Origin of the sequence: Sphingobacterium sp. lm-10, from assembly GCF_023554555.1 — a bacterium.
Classification (GTDB): Bacteria; Bacteroidota; Bacteroidia; order Sphingobacteriales; family Sphingobacteriaceae; genus Sphingobacterium.
In genome coordinates this window covers 1,409,926-1,436,132 of sequence record NZ_JAMJWC010000001.1, presented here as the reverse complement: position 1 = coordinate 1,436,132, position 26,207 = coordinate 1,409,926, and the positions used below count along the sequence as shown (strand labels likewise).

General features: G+C 39.5%; 19 protein-coding genes. 10 read left to right on the top strand and 9 right to left on the bottom strand.

Going from position 1 to position 26,207, the window contains the following annotated elements:
* The first annotated feature begins 304 nt into the window (after nt 1–304).
* Entirely contained in the window at nt 305–2,683 is a 2,379-nt protein-coding gene (locus M8998_RS05660; RefSeq protein ID WP_249991200.1) for an ABC transporter permease, read from the top strand.
* Between the two features lie 356 nt (nt 2,684–3,039).
* On the opposite strand, the gene M8998_RS05655 is transcribed toward M8998_RS05660, so the two are convergent.
* Both M8998_RS05655 and M8998_RS05650 read right to left on the bottom strand, forming a co-directional pair.
* On the bottom strand, nt 3,040–6,117 hold the full coding sequence (locus tag M8998_RS05655; RefSeq protein WP_249991198.1) for a caspase family protein: 3,078 nt from the start codon (nt 6,115–6,117) through the stop codon (nt 3,040–3,042).
* Between the two features lie 10 nt (nt 6,118–6,127).
* Nucleotides 6,128–8,161, bottom strand: a complete 2,034-nt coding sequence (locus M8998_RS05650) for an ATP-binding protein (protein ID WP_249991196.1) — start codon at nt 8,159–8,161, stop codon at nt 6,128–6,130.
* 243 nt (nt 8,162–8,404) lie between these two features.
* Here M8998_RS05650 and M8998_RS05645 point away from each other — a divergent pair, with 243 nt between their 5' ends.
* The 4 genes from M8998_RS05645 to M8998_RS05630 all read left to right on the top strand — a co-directional run bounded on the left by M8998_RS05645 (nt 8,405) and on the right by M8998_RS05630 (nt 13,545).
* Nucleotides 8,405–9,253 carry an RteC domain-containing protein gene (locus M8998_RS05645; RefSeq protein WP_249991194.1) on the top strand — a complete coding sequence of 283 codons (849 nt, stop codon included), beginning with the start codon at nt 8,405–8,407 and terminating at the stop codon, nt 9,251–9,253.
* Nucleotides 9,254–9,517: 264 nt separating this feature from the next.
* Nucleotides 9,518–9,826, top strand: a complete 309-nt coding sequence (locus M8998_RS05640) for a helix-turn-helix domain-containing protein (protein WP_013632691.1) — start codon at nt 9,518–9,520, stop codon at nt 9,824–9,826.
* A gap of 87 nt (nt 9,827–9,913) precedes the next feature.
* On the top strand, nt 9,914–11,356 hold the full coding sequence (locus tag M8998_RS05635) for a DUF3945 domain-containing protein (RefSeq protein ID WP_249991192.1): 1,443 nt from the start codon (nt 9,914–9,916) through the stop codon (nt 11,354–11,356).
* A gap of 104 nt (nt 11,357–11,460) precedes the next feature.
* On the top strand, nt 11,461–13,545 hold the full coding sequence (locus M8998_RS05630) for a type IA DNA topoisomerase (protein ID WP_249991190.1): 2,085 nt from the start codon (nt 11,461–11,463) through the stop codon (nt 13,543–13,545).
* Between the two features lie 161 nt (nt 13,546–13,706).
* Here the strand turns inward: M8998_RS05630 and M8998_RS05625 are convergent, their stop codons facing one another.
* From M8998_RS05625 to mobA, 6 genes are all read right to left on the bottom strand, one after another.
* Nucleotides 13,707–14,534, bottom strand: coding sequence for an RteC domain-containing protein (locus M8998_RS05625; protein ID WP_249991189.1), 828 nt, complete (start codon nt 14,532–14,534; stop codon nt 13,707–13,709).
* 179 nt (nt 14,535–14,713) lie between these two features.
* Nucleotides 14,714–15,637: a PLP-dependent cysteine synthase family protein gene (locus M8998_RS05620; RefSeq protein ID WP_249991187.1), complete on the bottom strand. Its 924-nt coding sequence runs from the start codon at nt 15,635–15,637 to the stop codon at nt 14,714–14,716.
* A gap of 32 nt (nt 15,638–15,669) precedes the next feature.
* Entirely contained in the window at nt 15,670–16,632 is a 963-nt protein-coding gene (locus M8998_RS05615) for a bifunctional helix-turn-helix transcriptional regulator/GNAT family N-acetyltransferase (protein WP_249991185.1), read from the bottom strand.
* Nucleotides 16,633–16,743: 111 nt separating this feature from the next.
* The gene (mobC, locus tag M8998_RS05610; RefSeq protein ID WP_249991183.1) at nt 16,744–18,744 is read right to left on the bottom strand and encodes a conjugal transfer protein MobC; all 2,001 of its coding nucleotides are present in this window, start codon (nt 18,742–18,744) and stop codon (nt 16,744–16,746) included.
* Nucleotides 18,745–18,897: 153 nt separating this feature from the next.
* The gene (mobB, locus tag M8998_RS05605) at nt 18,898–20,202 is read right to left on the bottom strand and encodes a conjugal transfer protein MobB (protein ID WP_249991181.1); all 1,305 of its coding nucleotides are present in this window, start codon (nt 20,200–20,202) and stop codon (nt 18,898–18,900) included.
* A gap of 1 nt (nt 20,203) precedes the next feature.
* Nucleotides 20,204–20,641, bottom strand: a complete 438-nt coding sequence (mobA, locus tag M8998_RS05600) for a conjugal transfer protein MobA (RefSeq protein WP_249991179.1) — start codon at nt 20,639–20,641, stop codon at nt 20,204–20,206.
* Between the two features lie 325 nt (nt 20,642–20,966).
* Here mobA and M8998_RS05595 point away from each other — a divergent pair, with 325 nt between their 5' ends.
* The 5 genes from M8998_RS05595 (at nt 20,967) to M8998_RS05575 (ending at nt 23,489) form a co-directional block, all read left to right on the top strand.
* Nucleotides 20,967–21,209: a hypothetical protein gene (locus M8998_RS05595; RefSeq protein WP_249991177.1), complete on the top strand. Its 243-nt coding sequence runs from the start codon at nt 20,967–20,969 to the stop codon at nt 21,207–21,209.
* Between the two features lie 156 nt (nt 21,210–21,365).
* Complete coding sequence (locus tag M8998_RS05590; protein ID WP_249991175.1) at nt 21,366–22,133, top strand: ParA family protein; 768 nt, start codon at nt 21,366–21,368, stop codon at nt 22,131–22,133.
* A 5-nt stretch (nt 22,134–22,138) separates the two neighbouring features.
* Nucleotides 22,139–22,561, top strand: coding sequence for a DUF3408 domain-containing protein (locus M8998_RS05585; protein WP_284040087.1), 423 nt, complete (start codon nt 22,139–22,141; stop codon nt 22,559–22,561).
* Between the two features lie 11 nt (nt 22,562–22,572).
* Nucleotides 22,573–22,848, top strand: a complete 276-nt coding sequence (locus M8998_RS05580) for a DUF3408 domain-containing protein (RefSeq protein WP_249991171.1) — start codon at nt 22,573–22,575, stop codon at nt 22,846–22,848.
* Between the two features lie 2 nt (nt 22,849–22,850).
* Nucleotides 22,851–23,489 (top strand): conjugal transfer protein TraD, encoded by a 639-nt coding sequence (locus tag M8998_RS05575; protein WP_249991169.1) that lies wholly within the window; start codon nt 22,851–22,853, stop codon nt 23,487–23,489.
* A 24-nt stretch (nt 23,490–23,513) separates the two neighbouring features.
* On the opposite strand, the gene M8998_RS05570 is transcribed toward M8998_RS05575, so the two are convergent.
* On the bottom strand, nt 23,514–26,165 hold the full coding sequence (locus tag M8998_RS05570; RefSeq protein WP_249991167.1) for a TrlF family AAA-like ATPase: 2,652 nt from the start codon (nt 26,163–26,165) through the stop codon (nt 23,514–23,516).
* Nucleotides 26,166–26,207: the final 42 nt, after the last annotated feature.

Genomic DNA, 26,207 nt, shown 5'->3' with positions numbered 1-26,207 from the left:
TTATAGGCTTAATTTCTTATAAGACAATTTTACCGTTTATCCTTTGGATGATCAGCAACATATTATAGCCTCGAAATGCTTGACAAGTAGCTCTTACCTTAAGTTTGGAAAGACTGTCCATTACCGTACAGAAAACGTTCAAAAACGGACATTTAATAAAAAAAATAACGATCATATGTTTTGATTATCAGTTTATTATAATTTTGGCAGATAGCTTGAAGGATTTTAAAGAGGGTGACAATAAGTGAGAATAATCTATTTTAACTTGCCAAGCCTCTTAACATAACATCAAAGAAAGTCAGCCATGCTTAAACATTATTTCACGATAGCCTTACGTAATCTAAAAAAAAACAAGGCATTTACTGCCATTAACATTGTCGGGTTAGCGATCGGCATGGCGGGTTGTTTGATGATAGCATTGTGGCTGCAGAATATGCTGAGAATGGATCGCTATCATAAAAAGGGCGATCGTGTGTATATTATTAGCAACAGAGATGATTATGAAGGTTCTAAATTCGCCTGGATAAATACGCCAAAAATTTTAGGGGAAGCGATGGGAGAGGAGTTTGCAGATCTGGATTCGTACTCCCGGTATGGCGATGATAATCATTTTCTAACTACGTATCAACATAAAAAGATTAAAACCAATACCTCTTTTGTTGATCCTGGTTTTTTTGACCTGTTTGACTTGCCACTGGTATCCGGAGAAAAGCGCGGTTTACTGAAAGATCCGATGTCTATCGTATTGACGGAGTCCAAGGCGAAGGCGCTCTTCGGTGAGGAAGAACCTATAGGTAAGATCATCCGAATTGACTCCGTAAATCAGGTACAAGTGCAGGCCGTTATCCAGGATATCCCTGCAAATTCCAGCTTTGATTTTGAAGCCTTGCTATCCTGGGATTATGCTAAAAAAATTGGATATTACGATGAGAATTGGGCGAATAACTCCATTACGACGTTTATTTTGCTGAAGGAAAATGTGCAATTAGCCGATTTCAATGATAAAATAAAAACCTTTGCCCGGGATCATACTAATATCAATAACACCTACAGTAAGAATACATCGGAGATTTTTGCCACACCTTACAGCGATCATTATTTGTATGATAATGGTAAAGGGGGTGCGTATACTAGCGGACGTATTGATCTTGTCCGACTTTTTGCCTGGATAGGAGTATTTATACTATTGGTAGCTTGTATCAATTTCATGAATTTGAGTACCGCGAAATCTGAATTACGCGCAAAGGAGGTAGGTGTCAGAAAAGTAGTGGGCGCAGGAAGGAAAAGCCTAATTGTCCAGTTCCTTTCGGAAAGTATGCTTGTTAGTTTTTTAGCTATGATTCTGGCAGTAATTATTATGATTATTGTCCTTCCTTATTTTAACCAACTGGTCTCAAAGGATCTTTCCATATCATTCTTAACGCCTGTGACCTGGCTGTTTCTCGTTGCTTTTGCCCTATTGACCGGGTTATTGGCAGGTATTTACCCGGCATTTTTCCTTTCCCGATTTACACCGATCAGTACGTTGAAAGGAAAGTTTAAGGGTACCGCGAAAGGAGTTAGTATCCGTTCTTTGCTCGTCGTGTTGCAATTTACTTTAGCCATTATATTGGTCATCTCTACGGTGGTTGTGGCGAAGCAAATCCAACACACGAAGGATCGCGATAGAGGATATCAGGAAAACGGGCTGGCTTATACGTATATAGAGGGTACGATAGATAGGCATTATGAGCAGATTCGTGATGAACTATTAGCAAGCAATGCGGTTTTGTCTGTATCCAAAAATATGTCTCCCATTACCGATCGATGGAGCTCCGGCCAGGGATTTACATCAGATGCTTCAACGGAAGCGGATAAAAGAATAAACTATGTCCGCTTCAGCTCAGATGCCGATGGGGTAAAGACCTTGGGTTTTGAACTGTTGGCAGGGCGAGATATTGATATCAATACATTTCCTACAGATAGCCTAGCGGTACTACTTAATGAGTCTGCTGTGCAAGCGCTCAAATTGGACGATCCGGTAGGCAGTACGATAATGGGCGATGGAGAAAAGCGTGTCGTAGTCGGCGTTATTAAAGACTTTGTGATCGGGTCACCATTTGGGAAACAGGAGCCAGCGGTTGTTTTGGGTCCTCATGCGTGGTTTAATATTATACACTATCGACTAAATCCAGCCAAGAATACCGCGGAAAGCCTGAAAGCGATTGAAGCTGTTTTTAAAAAGTACAATCCTGATTATCCGTTCTTATACCATTTCATTGATCAGGTTTTTAAAAGTAAATTTAAAGAAACCCAAGCCGTTGGCACCATCTCCATGTTATTCGCCGGTCTGACTATTTTTATTGCATGTTTAGGTTTATTAGCCCTTGTCGCCTATATGGCTGAAACTCGCGTAAAAGAAATCGCTGTGCGCAAAGTGTTGGGAGCATCAGTCACGCAAATTACCTTGCTGCTTTCACATGATTTTATTAAGCTGGTTATTTTGGCTATTGTGATCGCTTCACCCGTCGCCTGGTGGGCGATGAATAACTGGTTAAAAGATTATGCGTACCGAATTGAGATACAATGGTATTATTTTTTGATTGCAGGCTTCATGGCGATTGGTATTTCCCTAGTGACAATCAGTTTTCAGTCTATCAAAGCATCACTTGCCAAGCCAATAGATAGTCTAAGGAATGAATAGAATTAAGGTCTCATACCCGCTGGGATTGGCTCAGTCGCACGATTCCCGCACGGTAGCCTGATCCTTCTAGAATCGAATCCTTCCCAACGCTTCTGTTCGAATCGGGTGGAAACAAGAATAGCCACTCGTTTGAGTGGCTATTCTTGTGAACCCGTTGGTACAAAACTCGAACTCTTTTTTGGAAGATTTAAGGCGACTGAATCAATTGAAAGAAAGTCCTTACCAGTATGATATGGCGTGTAATCCCCCTAAACAGTCTAAGATTTATACTAAAGTAAGACAACTGAAAAGGTGATAGATGATAATTCACCTTTTCTATGAACCTGTTGATAAGAAAGTATTAATAGACCATCATCCTATTTCTTGGTATTTATCTCATTAATTAGTTTCAGCAAAATTGAGTCAACTGTCCCATCTTTAACGAACTTCATTACCGACTCCTTTGAACCCTCGCATAATTCAAACTTATTTTTGTTTAGTTCTTTTGTAACCATTAATATTTCTTGCTTTTTCAATATCGAGATAAATTTGTTATATTCAATGTTTATCTTGTTTATTCCGTTAAATCTGGGGGAAATAACTTTATGTTCCCATTGTCTGCCTAATCTACCGCCACTGTAAAACAGCTTAAAAAATGATTGTAAAAATGTTCGTAAAGTTTTTGCAGAATCTTCTTTAGTGCTTTCGCGTAAAGCGAAGGATGAATCAAATAATGAATCGAAGGAACAGTTTATAAAGCTATCTTTGGACAATGATAGAGTAGCTGAATGAAATTCTGTGTTCAGTATTGTACAATCGACAAACATAGTCTTTTCGTTAAAAGTACATTTTGAGAAATTACCAAAGTTGTCTATGTAAGACTTTTCTATTGTTAGATTAGAAAAGTCGAATCTTGGTGGTCTTTCTGGATTTACATTGATAATACTAACGTTGCGGATATGTCCTTTTGTACCACCGAATAAGGAGCTCAATAGTTCAGTATTTTTCTCTGTACTATTATTAAAATATTTATGATTGATATTCAGGCAAAGGTTAAAAATGTTAGCGATAGCTTTTCTTTTTGCCAATATTTCCAATACCATCGAATCTATCTGTAATAATATTTCATTAACTAATAATAATTCGTCGTCAGTCCATTTCTCTAAACGGTTTGCTAAATCATGATTAAAAGCGGAACCATACCAGCAACTATCTGTTATAATCTCAATAAATTTCTTTGTTATCTTGATTTCAATATTATTGTAAGTAATAAATTTGGACACATATATTGCCTTAAATTGGTCTACCAGAAAATCATACCTAAACAATAAAGTTTTTCCGACAGTTTTCAAAAATGGATGAGACTTAAATGCCTCAACCTGTGTATTATTGATTCTCTGTCCTAGACTTTTTTCTAATTCATTGTGTAAATCATCTATTTTTAATATTCCTCGATTATTAACAGAAAAATCTATAAAGAATTTTATTTGTTTATCAACCTCAATTTGATCTACCCTAATTTGCTCTCTAGTACAAACTCTGAAAATTATGTAATCTGATTTGACTTTGCTGTTTAGATATATAGAATCCAAATCAGTATCGATTACGTCTAGATGCTCGGCATCACTCTGTATCAATGTTCTAACAATGTCCAATACATAAGGATGATAAATATATGTCTCTTGATCAGAATCCGTAGGATATCTGAAATCATCGGCAATTTTGATAGCTTTTTCACTTTTTTTTGAATCACGATCGAACGACATATTAAAGAATTCAAGAGCTAAAGTCTTGTCAAATGGTTCTAACTCTATGGTTTTAAAATTCGTGTCTACCAATTCACTTTGGTTCCAAAAAAATGATCTACACGTAATTATCACCTTACCATTACATAATTCGGAACTGAACTCTTTAATTGAGTTTAGAAACTCTGTTATATTAAAATTAGGAATTTTAGAAATTACCTCATCTAAACCATCTATTATCAATAAAATATTACCTGCGTCAAGATTAATCCTAAAAAGCTCCTCTGACAACATATTTTGAGTGTTGCCATCTGTATCAAATTGGGCTTCGTAAAAATTGAAAATATTTAAAGTGTCAGCTTTTTTACTCTTGAGTAAGCTATCTTTAATCTGAACTGAATCAATAAACAATACTTGTAAGCCGGGATTGCTTTTTGTTAGGTCATCAGCTAAATATTGGGCAAGCGTTGTCTTTCCTATACCACCACTACCTTTGATTACAAAAATTGGTTCTTCGACGGAAATAAACCAATATTTAAATATTTCATTTATTCCAGACGCATTAAATTCGTATTTGAACGGAGGTAATACAAAGTTGGAAATGCTTAAGTATTTGGAATCTTCTTCATTTCCAAATTTAGGGTTACAATAATCTTTGATAAAATCATCAAGGTAAAATGTATTTACAGGTTTAAACTTATCCTGAATGTTTTTCTTTCGAATATCCCTATTCCGTTGTGTTCGATCTGGTGTAATAAAGATAATTAGGTTTTTATCTGCAAATATTTTTGAGTGTTTCGAACGAAGTAATTCGAACGTTTTGGTTTGATTTGTACCATCATATAGATACAAATAGTATGTAGTCTTTCTTGTTAAGTCGATTTCGTTATACAGAACGTAACCTACTCGGTTGGATCTATCTTCCATAGAATCCATATGCATAAACGAAGCATTCTGCTTGTAGAACCGTAATACTTTTAAAAAGTCATTATAACCTTTGAAAGTTCGTTTGTCAATTCCTTCAATTGGATAAAAAACGAATTCTCCACCTCTATGTCCAGAAACTGCTATAGGCCCGCCTTGAGGCGTTTGAAACCGATTCGTGTAATATTTACTTTTGACATACTCAATTAATTCAGAAACACGGAATTCCCTCTCGGTACTATTAAGATACTCTAGAATATATTCACAAAATAATGTGTTAGTCTCGTTATCAGCATCTTTCGCCTCGTTAAAGGCAGATGTTAGTGCCCATCTTGAGCTTTTTTCAAAGTATACTGCTGATTTTTTGAACTTTCCTTGGGTTAATAAACTATTCGAAAAACAGCTGTCGGAAATTAAAAAAATGTGTTTGCAATTTATTCGTTCTATGCATCCAACTATGTCCCTATTCGATATAAATTGAGTAAAATTAGTTGCTTCATATGGAACCCAATACCCCATGTCTTCTTCATCATCTAATTCCCCATGTCCTGAAAAATAGATTATTAGATTATCCTCCTCATCTAATTTGCTTGCATATTTTTTTAAAGCTGTTAAAATATTTAAACTTGTTGCTCGCTCATCGTAAACACTATATGTTTTGCTTTCTTCGAAGTTATATTTCTCTATTAGTACATCCTTAAGGTCTTCGCAATCCTTAACACAACTCAAGAGATGATCGTTTTTTAAATACTTATTGATCCCGATCAAAAATAAATGGTTTGCCATACATAATTTTTTAAATCGCCACCCTTTTTAATGACGAACTAACCTTGTTGAACTCAATATCTGCGAAATCTCTCTGCGCCTTCTCCTGTACATCAATGTCCTTGGTTTGAAGTAGATTTGCCATATATTGAAGTTTTCTCTTCACATTTTCAATTAAGTCGGACCATTTCATGATCCATATCTCAATATTCTTATTCTCGTTTCTGAAATAAAAATATGGATTATCCTCACCTTTTTGCCTGCCCTGAATATCGAACGTAGCATCAGAATTAATTTCAGAGCTTAGGAGAAGTATTTTGAAAGAAACATCACGACTAATTGAATTTAGCTTCTCAATTTCTCGTGCATACTTCATCACTTGAGCAATTTCCTTCGGACTAATTTTAACCTTAGGTGCTTTCAACTCAACTATTAAAACTTCTCGCCTTTTATGATCTAATATCCGTTGGTTGTACATGAACAAATCTGTAATAGATTTGACAGACCGCTCAGCGACTTCATTGATATTTTCATCTTTTTTCGACGCTTTATATCCAAGACAGTCATCCCGCAATTGAATTAGATTTTTCTCAAGGTTTTTATCTGAAAGTAATTTTGTGGTTTCACTATATTCTTCTCCAAATATCCACAACATACGTTCAAGAAATTTATGTAATTCTTTTCGTTCCTTTACATTTTTGGCTATATCACTATATACCAGCTTTTCCAAAAACTCCACTTCTTCAATCTTATTAGCAACTTTGTCCGAAAATTCTATTATATTTTCTAAATCAGTTTTTTCTAACAAGTCAGAGAATTTGGATATAAGCTTGTTATTTAGCTTTAATATGCTAGAAAGAATTTTGTTAAGCTCTCCATTTGATATTGTTCTGTCTATTAATGGATAAATGATCTCTCTAAGTTGATTATCGTCTTTTAACAAATGGTATCTATCTTCTACCAGATAAGCTAATTTGTCGAATAGTATCACTTTGGATTGTGAACTTGTCTTTTCTTTATATGGGTAATATGTATCTTTTTTTAGATTATCTGAAAAGTTATCAAACTCCTGATTTCTCTCCTTAAAAAAGATATTTAGTTTGTTTTTGATAAATTCCCTAACTTTTCTCCAATCAGGATCCAGATCATCTAGGTCAATATTGCGATAAATATCAGAAGACAGCGTAGAAGATGACACATAAATAAACCATCCTCCAACTTTAGGACTTAACCAAGTTGCGTCGTATTCTAAACTTCCTGCAATTGTATTCAATCCTGCATTCTGAACTGTTAGAAAGACTTTTATTTTTTCAATTTTTTTTATTGGCATAAAGTCAAAGAGTACCTTATGTTCCTTCCCTTTAATATCTGTAAATGTTGAAGCAATTTTAATTGGTTCACTAGTTACAAAATCAGTTGGGTTGATTGTTTGACCGTTTATGTGGAAGACAATCTCTTTATTAAAAATTTTCAGAGGATATCTTTCAAAAATTGCATCCGCTATATTTTGCCGTAAAAATTTATCAATTATCTTTTTCTTTGGTTCTTTGTCTGTAACATACGAAGGATAGAGGTTCGTAATACTCACCTTATAATATGTATTATGGTTCTTTCCTTTTAAAATTTCCTCATCAGTAGGTATATTGATCTCGGACACATTGATATTATTACCGAAACTATCAAAAGAGAGAGGTATTACGGCCTTAGAAAAAGTCTTACTTTCAGTGCAATATCCCACCGTTTCAATTTCAATTTCTTTTCCAATCTGAAAGCTTGCAAATCTACCTATTCCTTTTCCACCGTCCTTGTTAGTCGTTCCAATATCTAATAGTTTGGCTTCAAGTTCATTTACGTGAACACCTTTTCCATCGTCTTTTATTGATATCCTTTTTATGAAGGTTGTGCTTAGTTCTTCGTCAGCGGCATAATCTATCTCGATCCAAATATTTTTACTCTTAGCCTGGATAGAATTATTCATTAACTCGCTAAATGCTACAAATGTGCTGATGTAATTCGCAAACAACTCATTAACGAGTCTGGAATTGGTGGTTAATTTTCTTGCCATTATATAACAGTGTAATTACACGCTATATATTATAGCGTTTTTTTAACGAATTTAATAAAAAAAGTCTCAAAGGCATCCATGAAATGTAAACATATATTGCTCAAAAAAAAATCTTCAAACTATCTAATAGCTATATTTTAATAAAAATCTTCCATGAGTTCGTCCTGTCTCATGGAAAAAGTTCGGTACTAATGCTAAATTTTGTGCAGGAGTAGTGGATTCATTTAATAAACCTTTAGTATTATGAGACACCTATTACACAAAATAGTCTCCGACATACAAAAACAGGAGCAGAAATTGTCGGCTGAGGCATCGAGTTTTATGGCCGAAGCTTACGGGATGACAATCTATCTGAAAAAACTTCTCGGAGACATCAAAGAAGATATTATGAACGAGGGCTTCGCAACATTAGAGGACGAAATCCTTTTCTTTAAACAGATAAAACCAACTGTTCTTGGTAAGCTCATTTATTACAACAAAGTGTTTAGAATTGAAACATCCTGTCCTGCAAGCAATGGAAATATGTATGAAAGCTATTTTGCCATGCACCTACGAGACTTAAAAGAGGAATATACGGAACATGTCTGCAATTCCGATTTTTACCGCTATTACCGTTCCGGCAGAACTGATCGGGATGAACAATATTTCACACTTGGGAAAATCAACTGTTATGATGGGCTGAACAGCTTTGTATTTGAAATTGACACTAACTTTTCGACCTACTTTGATTTCAAAGTAGCTAAAATCATCGCCAATGAATTAATCTATAACTATCTGACGACAAAGTTAAGCCCCGAACAAAATCCCGATGTACTGCTACAGAATGAGGAAACCAAAGATGTTTTCTGGACACAATCAAAAAATGCCCTTATCGAATTGATTTATGCGCTCTATGCCTGTGATGCCATTGCACATGGGAAAATAGGCATCCGCAAAATCAGCATGGTATTCCAAATCCTGTTCCGTGTCTCACTGAACGACATCCATAACAGCTTCCACCGAATGAAAACCCGTGCAGGCTCACGGACGTTGTTTTTAGACCAACTCAAATACAGCTTAGAGGAATATATGGATAGGGAAGACAACCTATAATTTTGGTCTTCTCTTTCCATCAAAAAGGACAGCATCAATCGGTGCTGTCTTTTTTTTGCCCGTTTGCCTATATGTGTCTATGGGCAAATCGATTGGATGGGATGCCGACCGACTGACCAAAAGTGCGGAAAGACCCTAAAAAAACCATTTTACATGAATTGTATAAAAATGAAAAAAGTGCCTTTTTGATAGACACTTATCGGAAGACAGCCTGCGCCAATCGCTCCAACTTTGTGGTGTTAGAAATCATTAAAAGTATTTGTTATGAACATCGACAGAATGGAATTTATCGCATGGATGGAACGTATAATGGAGCGTTTCGATATTTTGAAAGAGTACGTTCTAAATATAAAGAAAGAACGGCACAGCATAGACGGCGAGGAATTACTAGACAACCAAGACCTGCTCCTCATGCTGAAAATCAGCCACCGCTCCCTGCAACGCTACCGCTCCACAGGCAAGCTACCGTATTACACCATTAGCGGGAAACTGTACTACAAACTATCGGATGTACATCAGTTCATAAGGGAAAGTTTCAAAGCCCCCATACGGCGTACAAAAGAAAACCGATGACAAACCCCACCACGAAAAGACGGGTACGGCATAGCCGTACCTGCTTCGCTTACTTTCGGGCAATGTAAACTTTAAAAGATCAATATCATGAGCGAACAGACAAATGAAAATCAACAGCAATATCCCGAACAGCTTTCGGATGTGCTGTTGGTGATGGACAAGGAAAAAAAGAAAATCCAAGCCGTCACGGGCGTTGACGAAAACGGCAATCTGAAAACCGTTGATGCCAATAAGAAAAACCAAAGCCAATTTATGCGAGTGGACAGAGCCGGAGATTTGTTTACAAATTTCTTCTCCAACTTTTGGCGACAGCTTAAAGACCCGACCCATTTATCGTTCTTCAAAGTACCTGCAAAGGAAGCGGTAGAAACCGCCAAAGAAATGCAGAAACAGGTCAATGCCCCCACCAAAGAGGGCGAGGCTGTCATTGCAAAGCATGAGGTCAAAGAGCCAAAAGAGCAACAACAGGAAACCAACAAGGATGTGGAAGCACCACAGGCGACGCCGGAAACACAGCAAGCACCAGAAAAAAGTGAATACCGCTATAAGGCGGAAGATGTGGACTGGAATTATTTAGCGCAATTTGGGATAAACAAAGAGAGGCTTGAAAAAGACGGGCAATTGGATTTACTGTTAAAGGGCTATAAGGCCAATAAGGTATATCCCACAAGTGTCAATTTCGGTGCGGTTATCATGCGCTCGGATGCAAGGCTCGGTTTCCAAGACGGTGAAGACGGGAAACCTGTACTTATGATGTATGGTGTACGCCATGAACCCAACCTTAAAGCCCCTTTCTTTGGTCACGAGTTTACCAAAGAGGACAGGGAAAACCTGCTCAAAACCGGAAACATGGGGCGTGTAGTGGAATTGACCAACCGCAAGACAGGCGAAAAGATACCCTCCATTATCAGTATCGACCACCTAACGAACGAGGTTATCGCATTCCGGCAGGACAGGATAAAAGTACCCGATGAGATTAAGGGCGTAAAATTGACCGAAGACCAAAAACGGGATTTGAAAGATGGGAAAGCCATTTATTTAGAGGGCTTGGATTTTAAGAACAGTACCAACAAAAATGCCCATGTGCAGTTCAACGCCGACAAAAAATATACGGAGTTTCTCTTTGGTGATAAAGCCCCCAAACAGGCACAGGAAAACGACCCGAAATACTACCGTGGCAAAACATTCTCGGACGAACAGTACAAGCAACTCACCGAGGGCAAAACACTTTACATTTCGGATTTCAAAGATGGGCGAGGAAACGCCTATAAAGGTTACGTTACGCTGAACAAAGAAACAGGGGACTATAATTTCAACTTTAAGAACCCCAATGCGCTGAAAAATAAGGCACAGCCTGCCGAAGCGCACAAAACACAGGTTGCCGTAAACTCCAACGGGAAAACCAGCGAAGCAACCAAGCATGTCAACGAGCCTCTGAAACCGGAGCAACAAACGCCGAAAAACAAAACTCAACAGCAACGGCAGAATGAACCCAACCGTCCGGCTAAATCCAGAGGGGTAAGAAGATAATACCATCAAAAAACATTTTTCTTTGGAAATCCCCTTTCACAGAATACGAAGGGGTTTCTCAAAGAGAAATGTTCACCACATAATCCATTAAAAGAGATAGTATCATGAAAGCAATCATTGCAGAAAAGCCAAGTGTGGCGAGAGAAATAGCCTCCCTGTTGGGAGCGACCGAAAAACGGGATGGCTACCTCACAGGGAACGACTATGAAATTACGTGGGCATTGGGGCATTTGGTCGGATTGGCTATGCCCGAAGATTACGGGGTGTCGGGCTTCCAAAGGGAAGCCCTGCCCATATTGCCCGACCCTTTTATACTTACGGTGCGCAAGGTAAAAAAGGACAAAAGCTATGTTCCCGATAACGGGGCATTAAAACAGTTAAAGATTATCGAACAGGTCATCGGTAGATGCGATAGTATTATCGTGGCCACCGATGCCGGACGTGAGGGCGAACTCATCTTTAGGTACATCTATGAATATCTAAAGTGCCGAAAACCCTTTGAACGTCTATGGATAAGCTCGCTCACGGAAAAGGCGATTAAACAGGGTTTTGACAACCTAAAAGCCGGAAGCGATTTTGACGGGCTATACAGAGCCGGACAAGGACGGAGCCAAGCCGATTGGCTTGTGGGCATCAATGCCTCGCAGGCGTTGAGCATTTCGGCAGGGCGTGGCGTTTACTCGCTTGGTAGAGTACAAACGCCAACGCTTGCCCTTATCTGCAAGCGGTATTTGGAAAACAAAGATTTTGCCGTCAAAAAATACTTTCAAATCCAGTTGGAACACCGTAAAGAATTTGTGGACTTTAAGAGCCTTTCCAAGACCAAATGGGATGACAGAAAACTCGCTGACGATACGCTGAAATCTATTCAGCGTATCGGAACAGCAACCGTTACGGCGGTGGAAACCAAAACGGTTTCGGAGCAACCGCCTTTGCTGTTCGACCTTACGGGATTGCAGAAAGAAGCGAACAAAAGGGCTTTCTATACTGCCGAGGAAACATTGAACATTGCCCAAAGCCTGTATGAAAAGAAGTTTATCACTTACCCCCGTACAGGGAGCAAGTACATCCCCGAAGATATATGGTCGGAAATCCCTGCACTGGTAAGGAATTTGGAAGCACGGGCTTCCTGCAAAAAAGCGGTCGGAAAAGTGAAATGGGTGCGTTTCAACAAACGCATCGTGAATGACGTAAAGGTCACAGACCACCACGGTCTGCTGATTACCGAAAAAATCCCGTCCGAATTAACAGCACACGAAAATGTTATCTATGATATGATTGCGCACCGCCTACTGGAAGCCCTATCGTCTGCCTGTACCAAAGAAATAACGGACATCGGATTGCAGGCTTTTCACTATGATTTTACATTGAAAGGCTGTAAAATCCTCGAAGCCGGTTGGCGTGGCATCAAGGAAAAATTTACAGACGAGGACAGCAAACCTGTACAGGAACTGCCGGAATTAAAGGTCGGCGATGAGCTGAAAATCATAGAGGCATCCGTACTGGAAAAGAAAACCAAACCGCCTGTGCTTTACACCGAGGCAGGTCTGTTGTCCGCAATGGAAAATGCCGGAAAGGAAATTGACAACGAGGACGAACGGAAAGCCTTAAAAGACATCGGCATCGGTACACCTGCCACAAGAGCCTCCATTATAGAAACGCTCTTTAAAAAGGATTATATTCGGCGTGAAAAGAAATCCCTAATCCCTACCCATAAGGGATTGCAGGTTTACGGGGCAGTACAGGGCAAAAAGATTGCCGATGTAGCCATGACCGCCGAATGGGAAATGGCATTGCAGAAAATCGAAAACAACGAGACGGATGTAAGTGCTTTTCACCGTGAAATGGAAGCCTATGCCACTTCCATTACACGGGAACTTTTGGACACTGGCATTGCCAATGAAAAACAACCCGAACTGACCTGCCCCAAATGCAAGAGCCGTCAGCTATTGATTTGGAACAAGGTTGTAAAATGCCCCGATGAGGCTTGCAACTGGCTTCAATTCCGTACCGTGTGCGGAGTGCCGTTGAGCCTTGCCGATATAGAAAGCCTTGTGACCAAAGGAAAGACCAACCTTCTCAAAGGCATGAAAAGCAATTCGGGCAATAAATTCAATACCTATATCGTCATGAACGATAAAGCCGAAACCTCCTTTGAGTTTGAAAACAGGAAACCAAAAAGGAAATAAATGTTTTGTTTTTTGGACGGCATACAGCGTGAGGGATAGAAGCGACATCCTTTTGCGGTCCTCGCAGATCCGCAAAAGATATAGCGGATAGCCCGACCCGTCTGCATTTTTTCTTTAGCCTGGGCATGGGGGTAAAATGCAGACGGTGGCACGCCCAAACCCTACTTTTCGTCCTGCTCATCCATTCTCCGTATAAGTTCTTCCCGAAGCGCATCGAGGAATTTTGTACGGTTCATCTTCCGGTTTCTCAACTCCAAATAGGTCTGATAAAAATTGCCCAAGTCAATGCCAAAGGCACTTTCAAAATATTGGGCTACTTCTCTTATGTCGTTGTTCCCGTTGTCAAACACGCCTTGATAGTGCAGGGCATAAATCAGTTCTATCAGTGCCACTTTGCTACCTGTCCATTTCAACTTTTTGGGGACTTTCGATTGAACTTTTTGGAATTTGTTATACAATTGGTCTTCGATGTAGACCTGTATCAAATCATTGGCTATTATCTTGGCGACCTTGTAATCATGTGAAGTGGAAAAGGACTGGTCAAACTGAAAATAATAGGTGTCCAACCATAGCTTTATATCGTGGTTGCCCCGTAAAAACATTTTCTCGTCAAGGAACGAATTATTGCTACGGTAGTACTTATAAAAATCGAGGTTGTTATCAAAGAACCTTTTTAGCTTTTTCAGTTCTTTGGTAAGGTATTTCCTAATAGACTTTGCACCATAAGGCTTTTTAGTTTCTATTTTGTAAATGGCATTGTAGTAAATGAGTTTCGCTACAATGGCAGGTTTCTGATATTTAAAAAAGCGAATTTCTTCATCAGTGGCTTTAAAACCTTTTTTTAAAACGTAATCCTTTACTTCGGACAAGCATTTTACAATAAGATTTATAACCGTTTCTATCCGTTCTATGGAACAATCTACTTCAATTTCCAATTCGTTAATTGCCGTTTCTAACCTCCGCAGTGTTTCATTGTAAAATTTTTCCATTCTGTTATTTGAAATCTTTACACCCCAGTTAATGGCAAAAAAAACTCAAATTGATGACTTTTGTATTGTATAGTCTCTCACTTATAATTTGAATAAACGCTCTTAGTTAGTGAACAAAATAGTAGTCTATCAATCAAGAGTATTTCCGACTGTTCTTTTTGAACAGTCGGAAATATAATTTATAGGTCTGAATATTTATATCCTGTATCGCAAAGTATTGTTACAATGTTTTTGATACTCGGATTTTGTTTTAAATATTTTAAAGTTCCTGCTACATTTGCCCCCGAAGAATAACCGACAAACAGACCTTGCTCACTACTTAATCTTTTAGTCATTTCTCTAACTTCATCATCAGACACCGTAATTATATCATCAGCTAAACCCTCTTTCCAATGGGGTGGAATAGAGCTATAACCAGTGCCTTGTATGATGTGCTTCGTTGATTTAACACTACCCGTTTTTATTATAGCACTATTTTCGGGTTCAACAGCCACACACTTAATATTTTTGTTTTTACTTTTCAAAAATGAGGAAGTTCCAACAAACGTTCCACCACTTCCAATAGTCGCTACAAAGGCATCCACTTCGGGCAAATCATTCCAAATCTCTTGCCCCGTAGTATTGTAATGAGCTAAAACATTTGATGGGTTGTTAAACTGGTCAACATAAAAAGCGTTGTTTTTTAGGGCGTATTCCTTAGCTATTTCTCCGGCATAAGCAATATCCTTTCCTGTTACCATGCCCGCTATTCCATCCACTTGCTTAGTCAAGAGTAACTCTGCACCCAATGCTTTCAAAATCTTTCGTCTTTCGGGGCTATTACCCTCCGACATCACTGCTACAAAGGGATTTCCAAATTGTTTACATACAACGGCAAGACCTGCCCCCATATTACCACTTGTCATTTCCACAACAAGCTGTCCTTTTTTCAGCTTACCGCTTGCATAAGCATCTGTTATGATTTGGTAGGCTACACGGTCTTTTATACTTCCACCGAGTTGGGTAAATTCTGCCTTTGCATAAATAACAACCCCTGTTTCTATTTTATCCAATGCTATCAGAGGAGTGTTATTGATAAATTCTAAAGTTCCATTTTTTATCATTTCAAATTGATTTATATTATACTTTTTATATATTATCTATATTGGGTTAAGTCCAATTCCATTTGTATGTTCACACGTTTATAAGGTGATGGGTGTCCCGATATTTTTTGAAACCCCAACTTGTAATACAAATTAATAGCGGGCTTCAAAATTGTGTTACTTTCGAGATATATTTTTGATGCCCCCATTTCCTTTGCTTTTTCAATAATTGCTTTTCCTAATAACATACCTATATTTTTCCCCTGCGCATTTGGAGAAACAGCCATCTTAGCCATCTCAAAATCATATTGCGGGTCATCCATTTTCAACAATGCACATACCCCGTGTGGCTCATTATTATATAAGGCAACCAATATTTTTCCTCCCTCGCCCAAAATGTGTTTTTCGGGATTGTCCAAAACCTTGTAATCAGCTTCCTCCATTTCAAAGTATTTGGAAATCCATTCTGCATTAAGCGATTTGAAGGCTGTTTTGTATTTCGGCGTATAATCAACAATTTGCACATTTTTACTTTCACGAAGTTTCTTCTGTTCCTGTACTCTCTTCAGTAAAGACTTTTGTTCCAATAAAAACTCCCACTCCGCAACAGCTTCCCAAAGGTTAAAAGTTGCTTGGTTAATGGCGTTCTCTACTGCACTGTCAACGTCAAGATAAAGTTCTTTCAGTTTTTCGGTAAGGGCAATACCTTTCTCGGTTAATCCTACAACGTTTTTCCGTTTGTCTTTTGATTTAAGATTATTTTTAACCAAGCCTGTCATAGCCATTTCCTTAATGATTTTGGTAACAGAGGGTTGAGAGTGTCCGATTTCTAAAGCTATTTCGGTAATTGTTTTTTCGCCATCTTCTGAAAGAACAAAAAACACAGGAAACCATTTAGGCACGAACTCCATATCGTATAGCCCGTAAATACCTGCTCCATCATCGGTGAACTTTGCTGTCAGAGAACGTAATCGGCTACCCAATGCCATTTTTCCTGTTCTTTCAAATACATTCATGTCTTTATATCTGATTACATAACTAATTATGCAAATTTAGGAAAGCTATTATTCCCCTCCAAAAAAAATGAGTTTTTTTCAATCGGCAAATTATTAATACGTATAAATACGCTAATCCTCTTGCACCAAATGCTGTAAATCGGGGTCATTTTTGATACGCTCCATTTCGCTTTCCACAATATGCACAATGTCCGCTTTGACCTGTCTATAATTGGCTTCAATGACCTGCTTCATATTGTCATTGCCGTATTCATCGGTAAAGGATAATATCTGCGGTATCCTTTTATAGGCTTTGGTTTCGGCAGAAACCTTTTCGTTATCCACGCCAATTTTAGCATGAAATATTTTCTGTTCGATGCGCTCATCAAAGTTGTCCGATACTGCTCCGACAAACATTCCCTGTGTCAAGGTAGATATTTTGGAAGCCGGAATAAGGCTGTCCAATTGGGTGGATATAGAAGTGGATTTGTCATTACGGTTGATGGTCATACTCTGCCTTTTCTGCAAGACCTTGCCGAAACGCTCGCTTAGGTTCTTGGCTGTTTCGCCCACTACCTGACCGGAGAAAATATTGCCTACCGTATTTTGAATGACCTTGCTCTCCTTATCTCCGTAATCTCTTATTAACTGTGAATAGTCTTGAAAGCCCAAGCACACCGCTACCTTATTGCTACGAGCTGTTGCGATAAGGTTATCCAAACCCCGAAAATATATCGTGGGCAACTCGTCTATGATAACGGAACTCTTTAACTTATCTTTCTTATTGATGAGTTTTACAATCCTCGAATTGTACAATCCCAAAGCGGACGAATAGATATTTTGACGGTCGGGATTATTGCCCACGCACAAGATTTTTGGGTCTTGGGGGTTGTTGATGTCCAGCGAAAAATCATCCCCCGTCATCACCCAATAAAGCTGTGGCGAAATCATCCGTGACAATGGAATTTTTGCCGATGCTATCTGCCCCTGCAACTGGTCTTGCGCTCCGCCCTGCCACGCATCCATGAAAGCTGAAAGATAGTTTTCGAGTTCGGGATATGAGGTCAGTATCGTAAACACGTCTGCATATTTTTTATTCAGCAATTCAATAGCGTGTGGGAACGTGCAATACTTTCCGTCTTCATAGATTTTCAGAAACCAAATAATTGAGGCAAGCAATATAATTGGGCTTTCCACGAAAAAATCCCCTTGCTTCAAAATCCACGACCTGTTGAGGTTAAGCATGGTGGTATAAGAGGCTTCGTAAGCATCGGATATATCCGTCATAAAGGCAGGACTTAGCGGATTGCATCGGTGGCTTCGGCGTGGGTCGTCAAAATTGATAACATAAAACTTGGGCTTTACTTTATACTTATCGGAGTGTTTCAGCAAATGGTTGTAGGCAATCGTGGACAGGTCGTCAAACTTGAAATCGTAGATATACATCGCAAAGCCCTTTTCGATATGTTGTTTGATGTAGTTGTTTACGATGGCGTAGGATTTTCCGGAGCCGGGAGTACCAAGTACAATCGAAGCTCGAAAAGGATTGACGATATTAACCCATCCATTGTTCCACTTGCCTTTGTAATAAAACCTTGTGGGAAGATTGACCGAATATTCATTTTCTATCAGACGGGTTTCCTGTTGGAAACTCTCGTTTTCATTATTGAAAACATCGTCCATCAGGTTGTTGCGGAGTAGTCGGCTCATCCATACCCCTGCCATGAGCAAGGCTATATAACCCAAACTTGTTGTAAGGATGTAAAGCGATGTGGCAATCCCTGCTGACAGCTTTAACAATGGCGTGTTCAGAAAGAACAGCACAAAGCCGATAACTAAGGCGGTGTAAATCTTAGCCCATGTTATCTTTTCATTCTTTACGCCTTTAGTACCAAGACAGCTTAACGCCAACAATAGCAATGCAAAAATCTTAGTGTAAAGCGTGTGGGCAAACAGCCCTGCGGTACGGTTGAAATTGGTCAGTATCTTACCGATAATTTCCAGTGTCCACCCACGTTCGGCAAAGAACCCGTAACAGAACCAATAAAAGTGCATCAGTACCAAAAGAATACTTACGGCACGCATAAAAGCCATGATTTTGGCTAATCCTCTCAAATCGTCTTCTCCCTGCATAACAAAAAAATTTAGTGATGCAGGGAATTTAGAGGCTATTTAAAAGCACTTATACAAAGGGAGGGCGGATGGCTTTTGGTGGCTTAGTTTGACAGTAACTTTAAAAACCACAAAGACCAAGATGTTAATCCTGGTCTTTGATGGTCAAAAAAGCTATTGTTGTCTTCCCCGTTTTCGGTGTTTCTTCTTTTTCCTCATGCGGTTGGCAAATTCCTGTTCCTCGTAGTCTTCGCCCTGTGCCTCCGGCAGTAGCCCACCCAATCCGTCTATCAATAAATCATCGGTCTGCTGTTCTTTATTAAGGAAGTTAAAAAGTGCGTGGGCTTCTTCTCTCTCTACGGCGGTGCTGTTACCTGCGGTTGGCGACTGGTTTTGTGCGGTTGCTTTTTCAGCTTCTTGGCGTTGCCCGACCGCTTGCTCATTCCACCAATCATTAAAAACATTCGCCGATAGGTTTTTGCCCAAAGCTGAACCGTTCCAAACGGTACGGCTTTCGTGGTCGATAAAAGTCATACCGTAGATACGCCCCTCATCGTTGCGCCGTACCACGGCATTGATGCCCTGCTCCAACAGTTGCTTTTTAAAATCGGCTTCATTAGTGGCGGTGTGCATCGCTACTTCAATGGTGCTTTTGAGTTCGGCTCTTGTGGGGTCGGCTTTCATTTTCTCCTTAGCCTTTGCGAATTGGTTTTGCAGTTCGTCCAGTCCTGCCTGCTTACCGAAAAGGGATGCTTTAAAAGGATTGCTCGCTTTTTCTCCCTGTTCGTTCAATGCAAAATAGACAAGCCCGTTTTTAGGCTGTCCGTGCAATTCCCCTTTGACTTCCTCGGCGGTGATATTGAAAAGTGAAAGCAAGGCATTGTATGCGCCGAGGCTTGCGTACCCGTAATACTTCGGCAGGTGTCGCACTACCGATGCGATTTGGTTCTTAGCGTCTCCGGCTCTGTAATCCACCGGACGGAATACCTGCTCGTTTCCGGTGCGCTGTTTTTCCGTTGCAGGTATAAGATTGTACGTTTGTTCCAAATCCCGACAGATTGCCATCGAACGTGGATGGTCGTAACTGTCCGGTAGCTTCTTTCCGTCCAAACCCACACAGACCGTTACGATGTGGATATGGGTGCGCTCAATATCGGTATGCTTAAAAACGATATAAGGTTGGTTGCCATACCCCATGCGCTCCATATATTCCTGCGCCATTTTTACGAACTGCCCATCGCTGACCCTATCCGCAGGATCAGGGTTCAGCGATATGTGGCGCACTGGCTTTTCCGTTTTGATATTTGCGGACAGATACGGCTCAAAACACTGGTGCAGGTAAGCGGTCGAATAGGTATTATCCAACGTTTCGGGTATTCTGTTCAACAACAAAACCTGCCCGTTTTCACTATCAATCTTCTTTTGGTTATAGGAAATAGCACCGTACAAATTCTCACCCTTGCCAATCTTTGCTATCATATTACTTGTGTTTTTGCAGGTGTTCTTTTTCAAATTCCTGTGTTAGCTCAATCACTTTCCGGCACAAGTCCGCCATTTCTGCCGTCTGCTTTTCCAGTTTAAAGAGGTAAGCCGATGCCTTTTTCTCCGAGAAATTGCGGTAAAGTATCTTCACGATTTGGTTGTAATTCACGCCAACCGCTCTGAACTGACTGTAAAAATTGGTTAGCCTCGTATGAAAATCGACTGCATCCATATCAATTTTTACGGTCTTGACTGGCTTCTGAAAGATGCAGGCTGTAATAAAATGTGCCATTACTTTCATTCCCGATTGCTCGAAAAATGTAAGGAATTTGGCATTTTCTTCGTCCGTAAGACGAAATACATAACGGTGGATGCTTCGGTTTGCTTTAGGCTTGCGCCCACCTTTGTTCTGTTCCTTTTTCTCTTTTCCATTCATTATAAAATCCATTTTAATATTCAACAAAACCCCGACTTCGGAGGGTGTTTTAAAGCTCCCTGCAAGGGCAAGTGGTTTTGAGGCACGAAACGGGTTTCGAGTGCCTCAAAACATAACTTGCTCTGTTCGGGTGAACAGAAAATCCGTCCGCCTATCGGCGGATGCGGATTGGGTAAAGCGGAAAAAAACGGCTTTGCGCCGTTCCGCCCATAACTTCCATTCTCCAATGATTTATCCATTCACCCTTTGCATTTAAGCCCTTACAAAGTAAGGGTAGCTTTTTCAAAGCATTGACCTATCCGCCACGACCAAACATTGCCAAAAAATGCCGTGGATTACCGCTTTAAATCAATGGAGCGGAATAACCTGCTTCTTTGCGCTATCAGTCACGCAAGCCTGTTTGCAGGCATCCGCTCCAGATGGCAGTTGTGAAAGACGGAGCGCAGGAATGCCGGAACACATGACGGCGTTCCGCTCGGCAGGCACGAATACCGGACGGCATGAAAACTATCCGGTAGCCATTCCAACAGACAGGACGACAGGTAAGCCATCGGTCTTGCCCGTGTGAAAGCCGGAATGACGGCACGGCTGATTGAACGAACGATGGCAAGCCCGACAGACGGGATTGTATCAAGACTGCCGGACAGTATGCAGGGATGACAGCCCTGTTCCATGCAGGACGGCAGGCAGTCCACGGAAATAGAAACTTAAAAATAGAATAGAAATGGAAGCAACAAACAGGACAAAATTTATTGCTTTTTCAAGCCAAAAAGGGGGCGTTGGGAAAAGCACGTTTACAACGGTTACGGCAAGCATACTCCATTACCAAATGGGTTATAATGTAGCCGTCTTTGACTGTGATTATCCACAGCACAGCATCTGTCAGATGAGGGAACGGGATTTGAAAGCGGTCATGCAGAACGAGGTGCTGAAAAAACTGGCACACCGCCAATTTTCCACCATCAACAAGAAAGCCTATCCGGTACTGCAAAGCAAGGCTGACAATGCCCTAACGGATGCGGAAGCATTCATACAGTCCTCGACCGTTCCCGTGGATGTGGTTTTCTTTGATTTGACCGGAACGGTGAACACTTCGGGCTTGCTGAACACACTGGCAGGAATGCACCACATCTTTTCGCCCATCACGGCAGACCGTGTAGTCATGGAAAGCACATTGAGCTTTACCGATGTGCTGACCAATGTCCTTATGAAACAAGGTCAGACCTCCATCGAAACCATACGGCTGTTTTGGAACATGGTCGATGGCAGGGAAAAATCGCAACTGTACGAAATCTACGGCAACGTCATTAACGAGGTCGGACTGCAAGCAATGGAAACACGCATTGCCGATAGCAAACGCTTCCGCAAGGAAAGCGAGACAACGGCAAAAACTGTCTTCCGCTCCACGCTATTGCCCCCCGACAAAAGATTGATGAAAGCCTCCGGCTTGGACTTGTTCATCAGTGAATTTCTAAGAACCGTCAAACTGTAACCGCTATGGAAAATGAAAATAAGAAAAAGCCGAATGCTCCGATTGACGAGGCGTATCTCATGTCCATCATGGCAGGCGAAACAAAGAAGCCCCAACAGGCAGTAGCACCGCAAGAGCCAAGCGCAGAGCCGACAAATGAAACGTCAACGGAAAAGCCCGTAGCCAAAGAGCGCACCCGACAAAAGAGGGCTTCTGATACGGGCTATGGCGAGCGTTTCCTCAACAGCCATACCATGACACGCCGTGGTGATAAGAGCATCTACATCCGGCAGGAATACCACGAACGGCTTTCCCGTATCGTGCAGGTTATCGGCGAGGATAAAATACCTCTGTACGCTTATTTGGACAATATTCTCGAACATCATTTTGAACAGTTCGAGAAAGCCATTACCGATGATTTCAACAATAAGTTTAAACCCATTTTTTAAAATATTCGATTATGAAAAAGCAACAGCAAAACCAACCTAAAAAGGTACTGCGCATAGCCCGATATAAGTCGGTTTTTTTAAGACCGACCGGAGTTGTCGCAAGGTGCGGAAAGTCAGTGTACATCTGCCCCGACTTCCACAAGAAATTATCCCGCATCGTCTGTATTATCGGAGAGGGAGAAATTACGCTTACCGATTACCTGCACAGTGTATTGAAACACCACTTTGAGGATTTCGGCGAGGAAATAAATACAATCCATGCCCGAAACCAAAAGCCAATATTATAGCTATGGAAACATTGATTGTAATATGCCTTATCATCGTCATTATCCTTTTGCTGAAAGATAAGGTGGTCATCCATAAGAACGTCCGCAGGGAAATAAAGCCGGAAAAGAAAAGCCCCGACCTGCCGGATATTATGGGGCTTCCCAAGCCTGTGGAACGCCACACCTTGCCACCGGATGCCACAAAGAGACAATCGGGCGAACGTGACGGGATAGCTGATAATTTTGGTACAGAAACCTATGGGATAGGTTTTGGATTGGAAAATCCGCAGATAGAGGGAGAGCCGGATGAAGTTTTCGGGAGTATGTCCGATTTTGAAAATGAGGAAGACGAATGGGATGAGTACGGGTTTGAGGACAGCGACAATGAGTTTGCCACAGGGGTTACCTTTGATGAACTGACGACCGTGGGGGCATGGTTGGAGCAAGATACACTTGAACCTGCCCAGCAACAGAAAGCGGTGGATATAGTTCAGCGATTACAGGGAACGGAATTGTTAAGTCTGCTCGAAAACTCAATGGATGGGGCTTCACGGAAGATTGCAGAGTTGTTGGACAAGAGCCTCTCCGCCGGAACGGATTTCAGTTCTCCCGATTTGCGGAAAAGTGATTTTGAGGATTTCGACATTGGGGAGTTTGTGTAAGCAAACTCCCCAATGTATTTCATATTACAAAGCAAATCCTGAGAGTAATTTTCTGTCTCGCTTCTTAAAAGCTTCTTCTCCTCCCTCCAATTTAAGTAAACTTTTTCTATGAGCAAGGTTCTCTATGGTAGTTGATATGATTTCTGTAAAGACTTTTTCCTTTGGTATTTCCAAAATATGGATAAGCTCAGCATCTCCATTTACTACAAAATTGGCATTGTGTGTAGCAAAAATTATCTGTCTTTCATTTTTCTTTTCTTTAATCAAATCAACTAAATATTCCGCAATCAATCTATTATCTAAATGTGCTTCTGGTTCATCAATTAGTAATGGTTTAACACCTGTCATAAGCAAAGTTACAACAACTGCGGTACATCTTTGACCGAAAGAACAAGATGTTAAAGGGGATTTACCATAGAAACCTATTATTTGTACATTTTCAGAAATGTTGTAGAGGTTCAGCCTTATTAATTGCTTATAAATTGCAAAGTTTGATTTCTTCTCAAATATTTCATAAAACACTCTGCCATAAAGCGAATTTCTATCAATCTGCTTTTTATTAAGTTGTTCTATAAACTGTTCATAAGTTAGGTTTAAAAGGTCTTCATTAGGTTCTATTTGGCTTAAACACCAGTAAATATTATCCCAAGATAAACTGGCTTTGTGATATGACTGAAAATGATTTTTAAAAGCTTGGTTTAATCTATCTCTATACTTTTCATTATGAAAGTCGTATTTAAAACTAATCTTTTCTACATTGTCGTTAGTAATATCCAAGTCGTTATTTATAGCTTCAAGACGTGTATTAATGATTTCCACACATTGTTGGACTATTTCTTTTATATCCGAAGTCTGCTCGTTATGTTTTTGTAATTGCTCTTTTTTTGAGAGTATCTTTTTATTGAGTTCTGCTATTTCATTTGTTACGGTTGCGATATTTGAAGTAGCTCTATCTACATCGGCAATACTGTCCGGTGTACTCCCTATTGAAGTAAAATAATCCACGATTTGTTGCTTTAATGATGCCAACTCTGCTTTTTTATCTTCCAAAACTTTATCTGTGTTTGGAAAAGCTTTTAGGGTTGTTTTATAGCCTATTCCTTGTTCATCACTAAAACGTGTTATTTCATCAATAGCATCAATGTGGTTTATTATATCAACCAATCTTTGTCCATATTCATCAGTATTATTGTTCATGTCTATTGACAAGCACAATTCTGTTAGTTGTGAAAAGAAATCATGATACAACTCTTTATTTTGGCTTATTTTTTCAATTTCGGCAGTTACTTCATTTACTTTTTGTGATAGTTCTTTATATTTCTCATTCTCTATTGAAGAAACAATTTTTTTATCGTTTTCTAAAGATGTTTTCCTTTGTTCTAAATCCGTTCTTAATGATACAATATCTGATATTATTTTAACGCTATCATCTATCAGTTGAAGTTTTGAACTAAGTATTTTTTCTTTTTCTAAATAGTCACTTACAACTGCTTTAATACGTTCGTTGAAAATTAAATCTGTGAGTTTGTTGCCTGATGAAAGTTCTTCCACTTTGCCCTGACTAATAAATTCTATTTCATTTGTCCCCGAAATCGTAACGTATTCTTCAGTGTTGTTTTTAAGAATGTCTTTTCCGTCAACTGATATTTTATTGTTTTCGAAAAATTCTGTTTTTTCGCCCAACCGTTCTGCTATAAGATTTATGATTGTGCTTTTCCCTGCACCACGACCGCCAATAATACAAGTGAAATAGGGACTAAAAAATATTTCTTCTTTTAGTTCGGTCAAACAAAATTCTTGCTCTGTATTTGTCTGTAAATTTTTAAGTACAGTAGTTTTGGGAAGATTAAATTTGATACTGTCAATTGTTCTATAAGGTTTCCTAATTGCATCGTTATTATCAATTCTATATTTTGGCTCAAATAAAATCTGTTTCAGCCCCTCGAATATAGGTTCACTTTTTATCCAAGTTGTTTTACCCCCAATATTGCCAATAGAATGTGCATCACTACACACTACATTTGGTTTCGGCTTAAACCCAAGATTAGCTCTATCGTTATCTGTACTCAAAAAGAATGCGGTATCTTCTTTTCGACCAAACATAATATGTGAAAGTTCGTCTAACTTTTTAGCCAATTCAACACTTCTTGGCTTACTACTTGGATGAAAACCACCATAACCATTGGGTACGCCAACAACTAAATAATCCGAGCTGTTGAAGTCTTTTTTTAATTGAGATATTAAAGTGTCAATAGAAATGGTCACTTTATCGAAACCAATTGAATTTATACTATCATAGTTACAATAAACAGATGTCGAAGATGCAATATTATTTAACTCAATTCTGGCTAAAGTTTCGTTTATAGCCTTAATGGAAATAGTTTCAGGATTGAATAGTACGTGTATATTTATGTACTCCCCACTACCGTTAATATCATTTGTTCTAAACTCAATGTTTGGAATGACATATACGTCACTTCCCAATTCTGCTACAATCTCGTTATATTCATTTTCGTGAATGATAAAATAGTTGGTTAAGCCAATTACTTTTAAATCTTTGTCTTTAATAGTCTTGCAAAATACGTCAACTCCACAATTATATTGACAATTCATATTTGTGTATGGACTATGTAAATGTAAATCCCACTTACCCCAAAAAGAACCTATATTACTCATAACTTTAATTTTTTGATACAGTATTTGTTGTTGGTAGTGCTG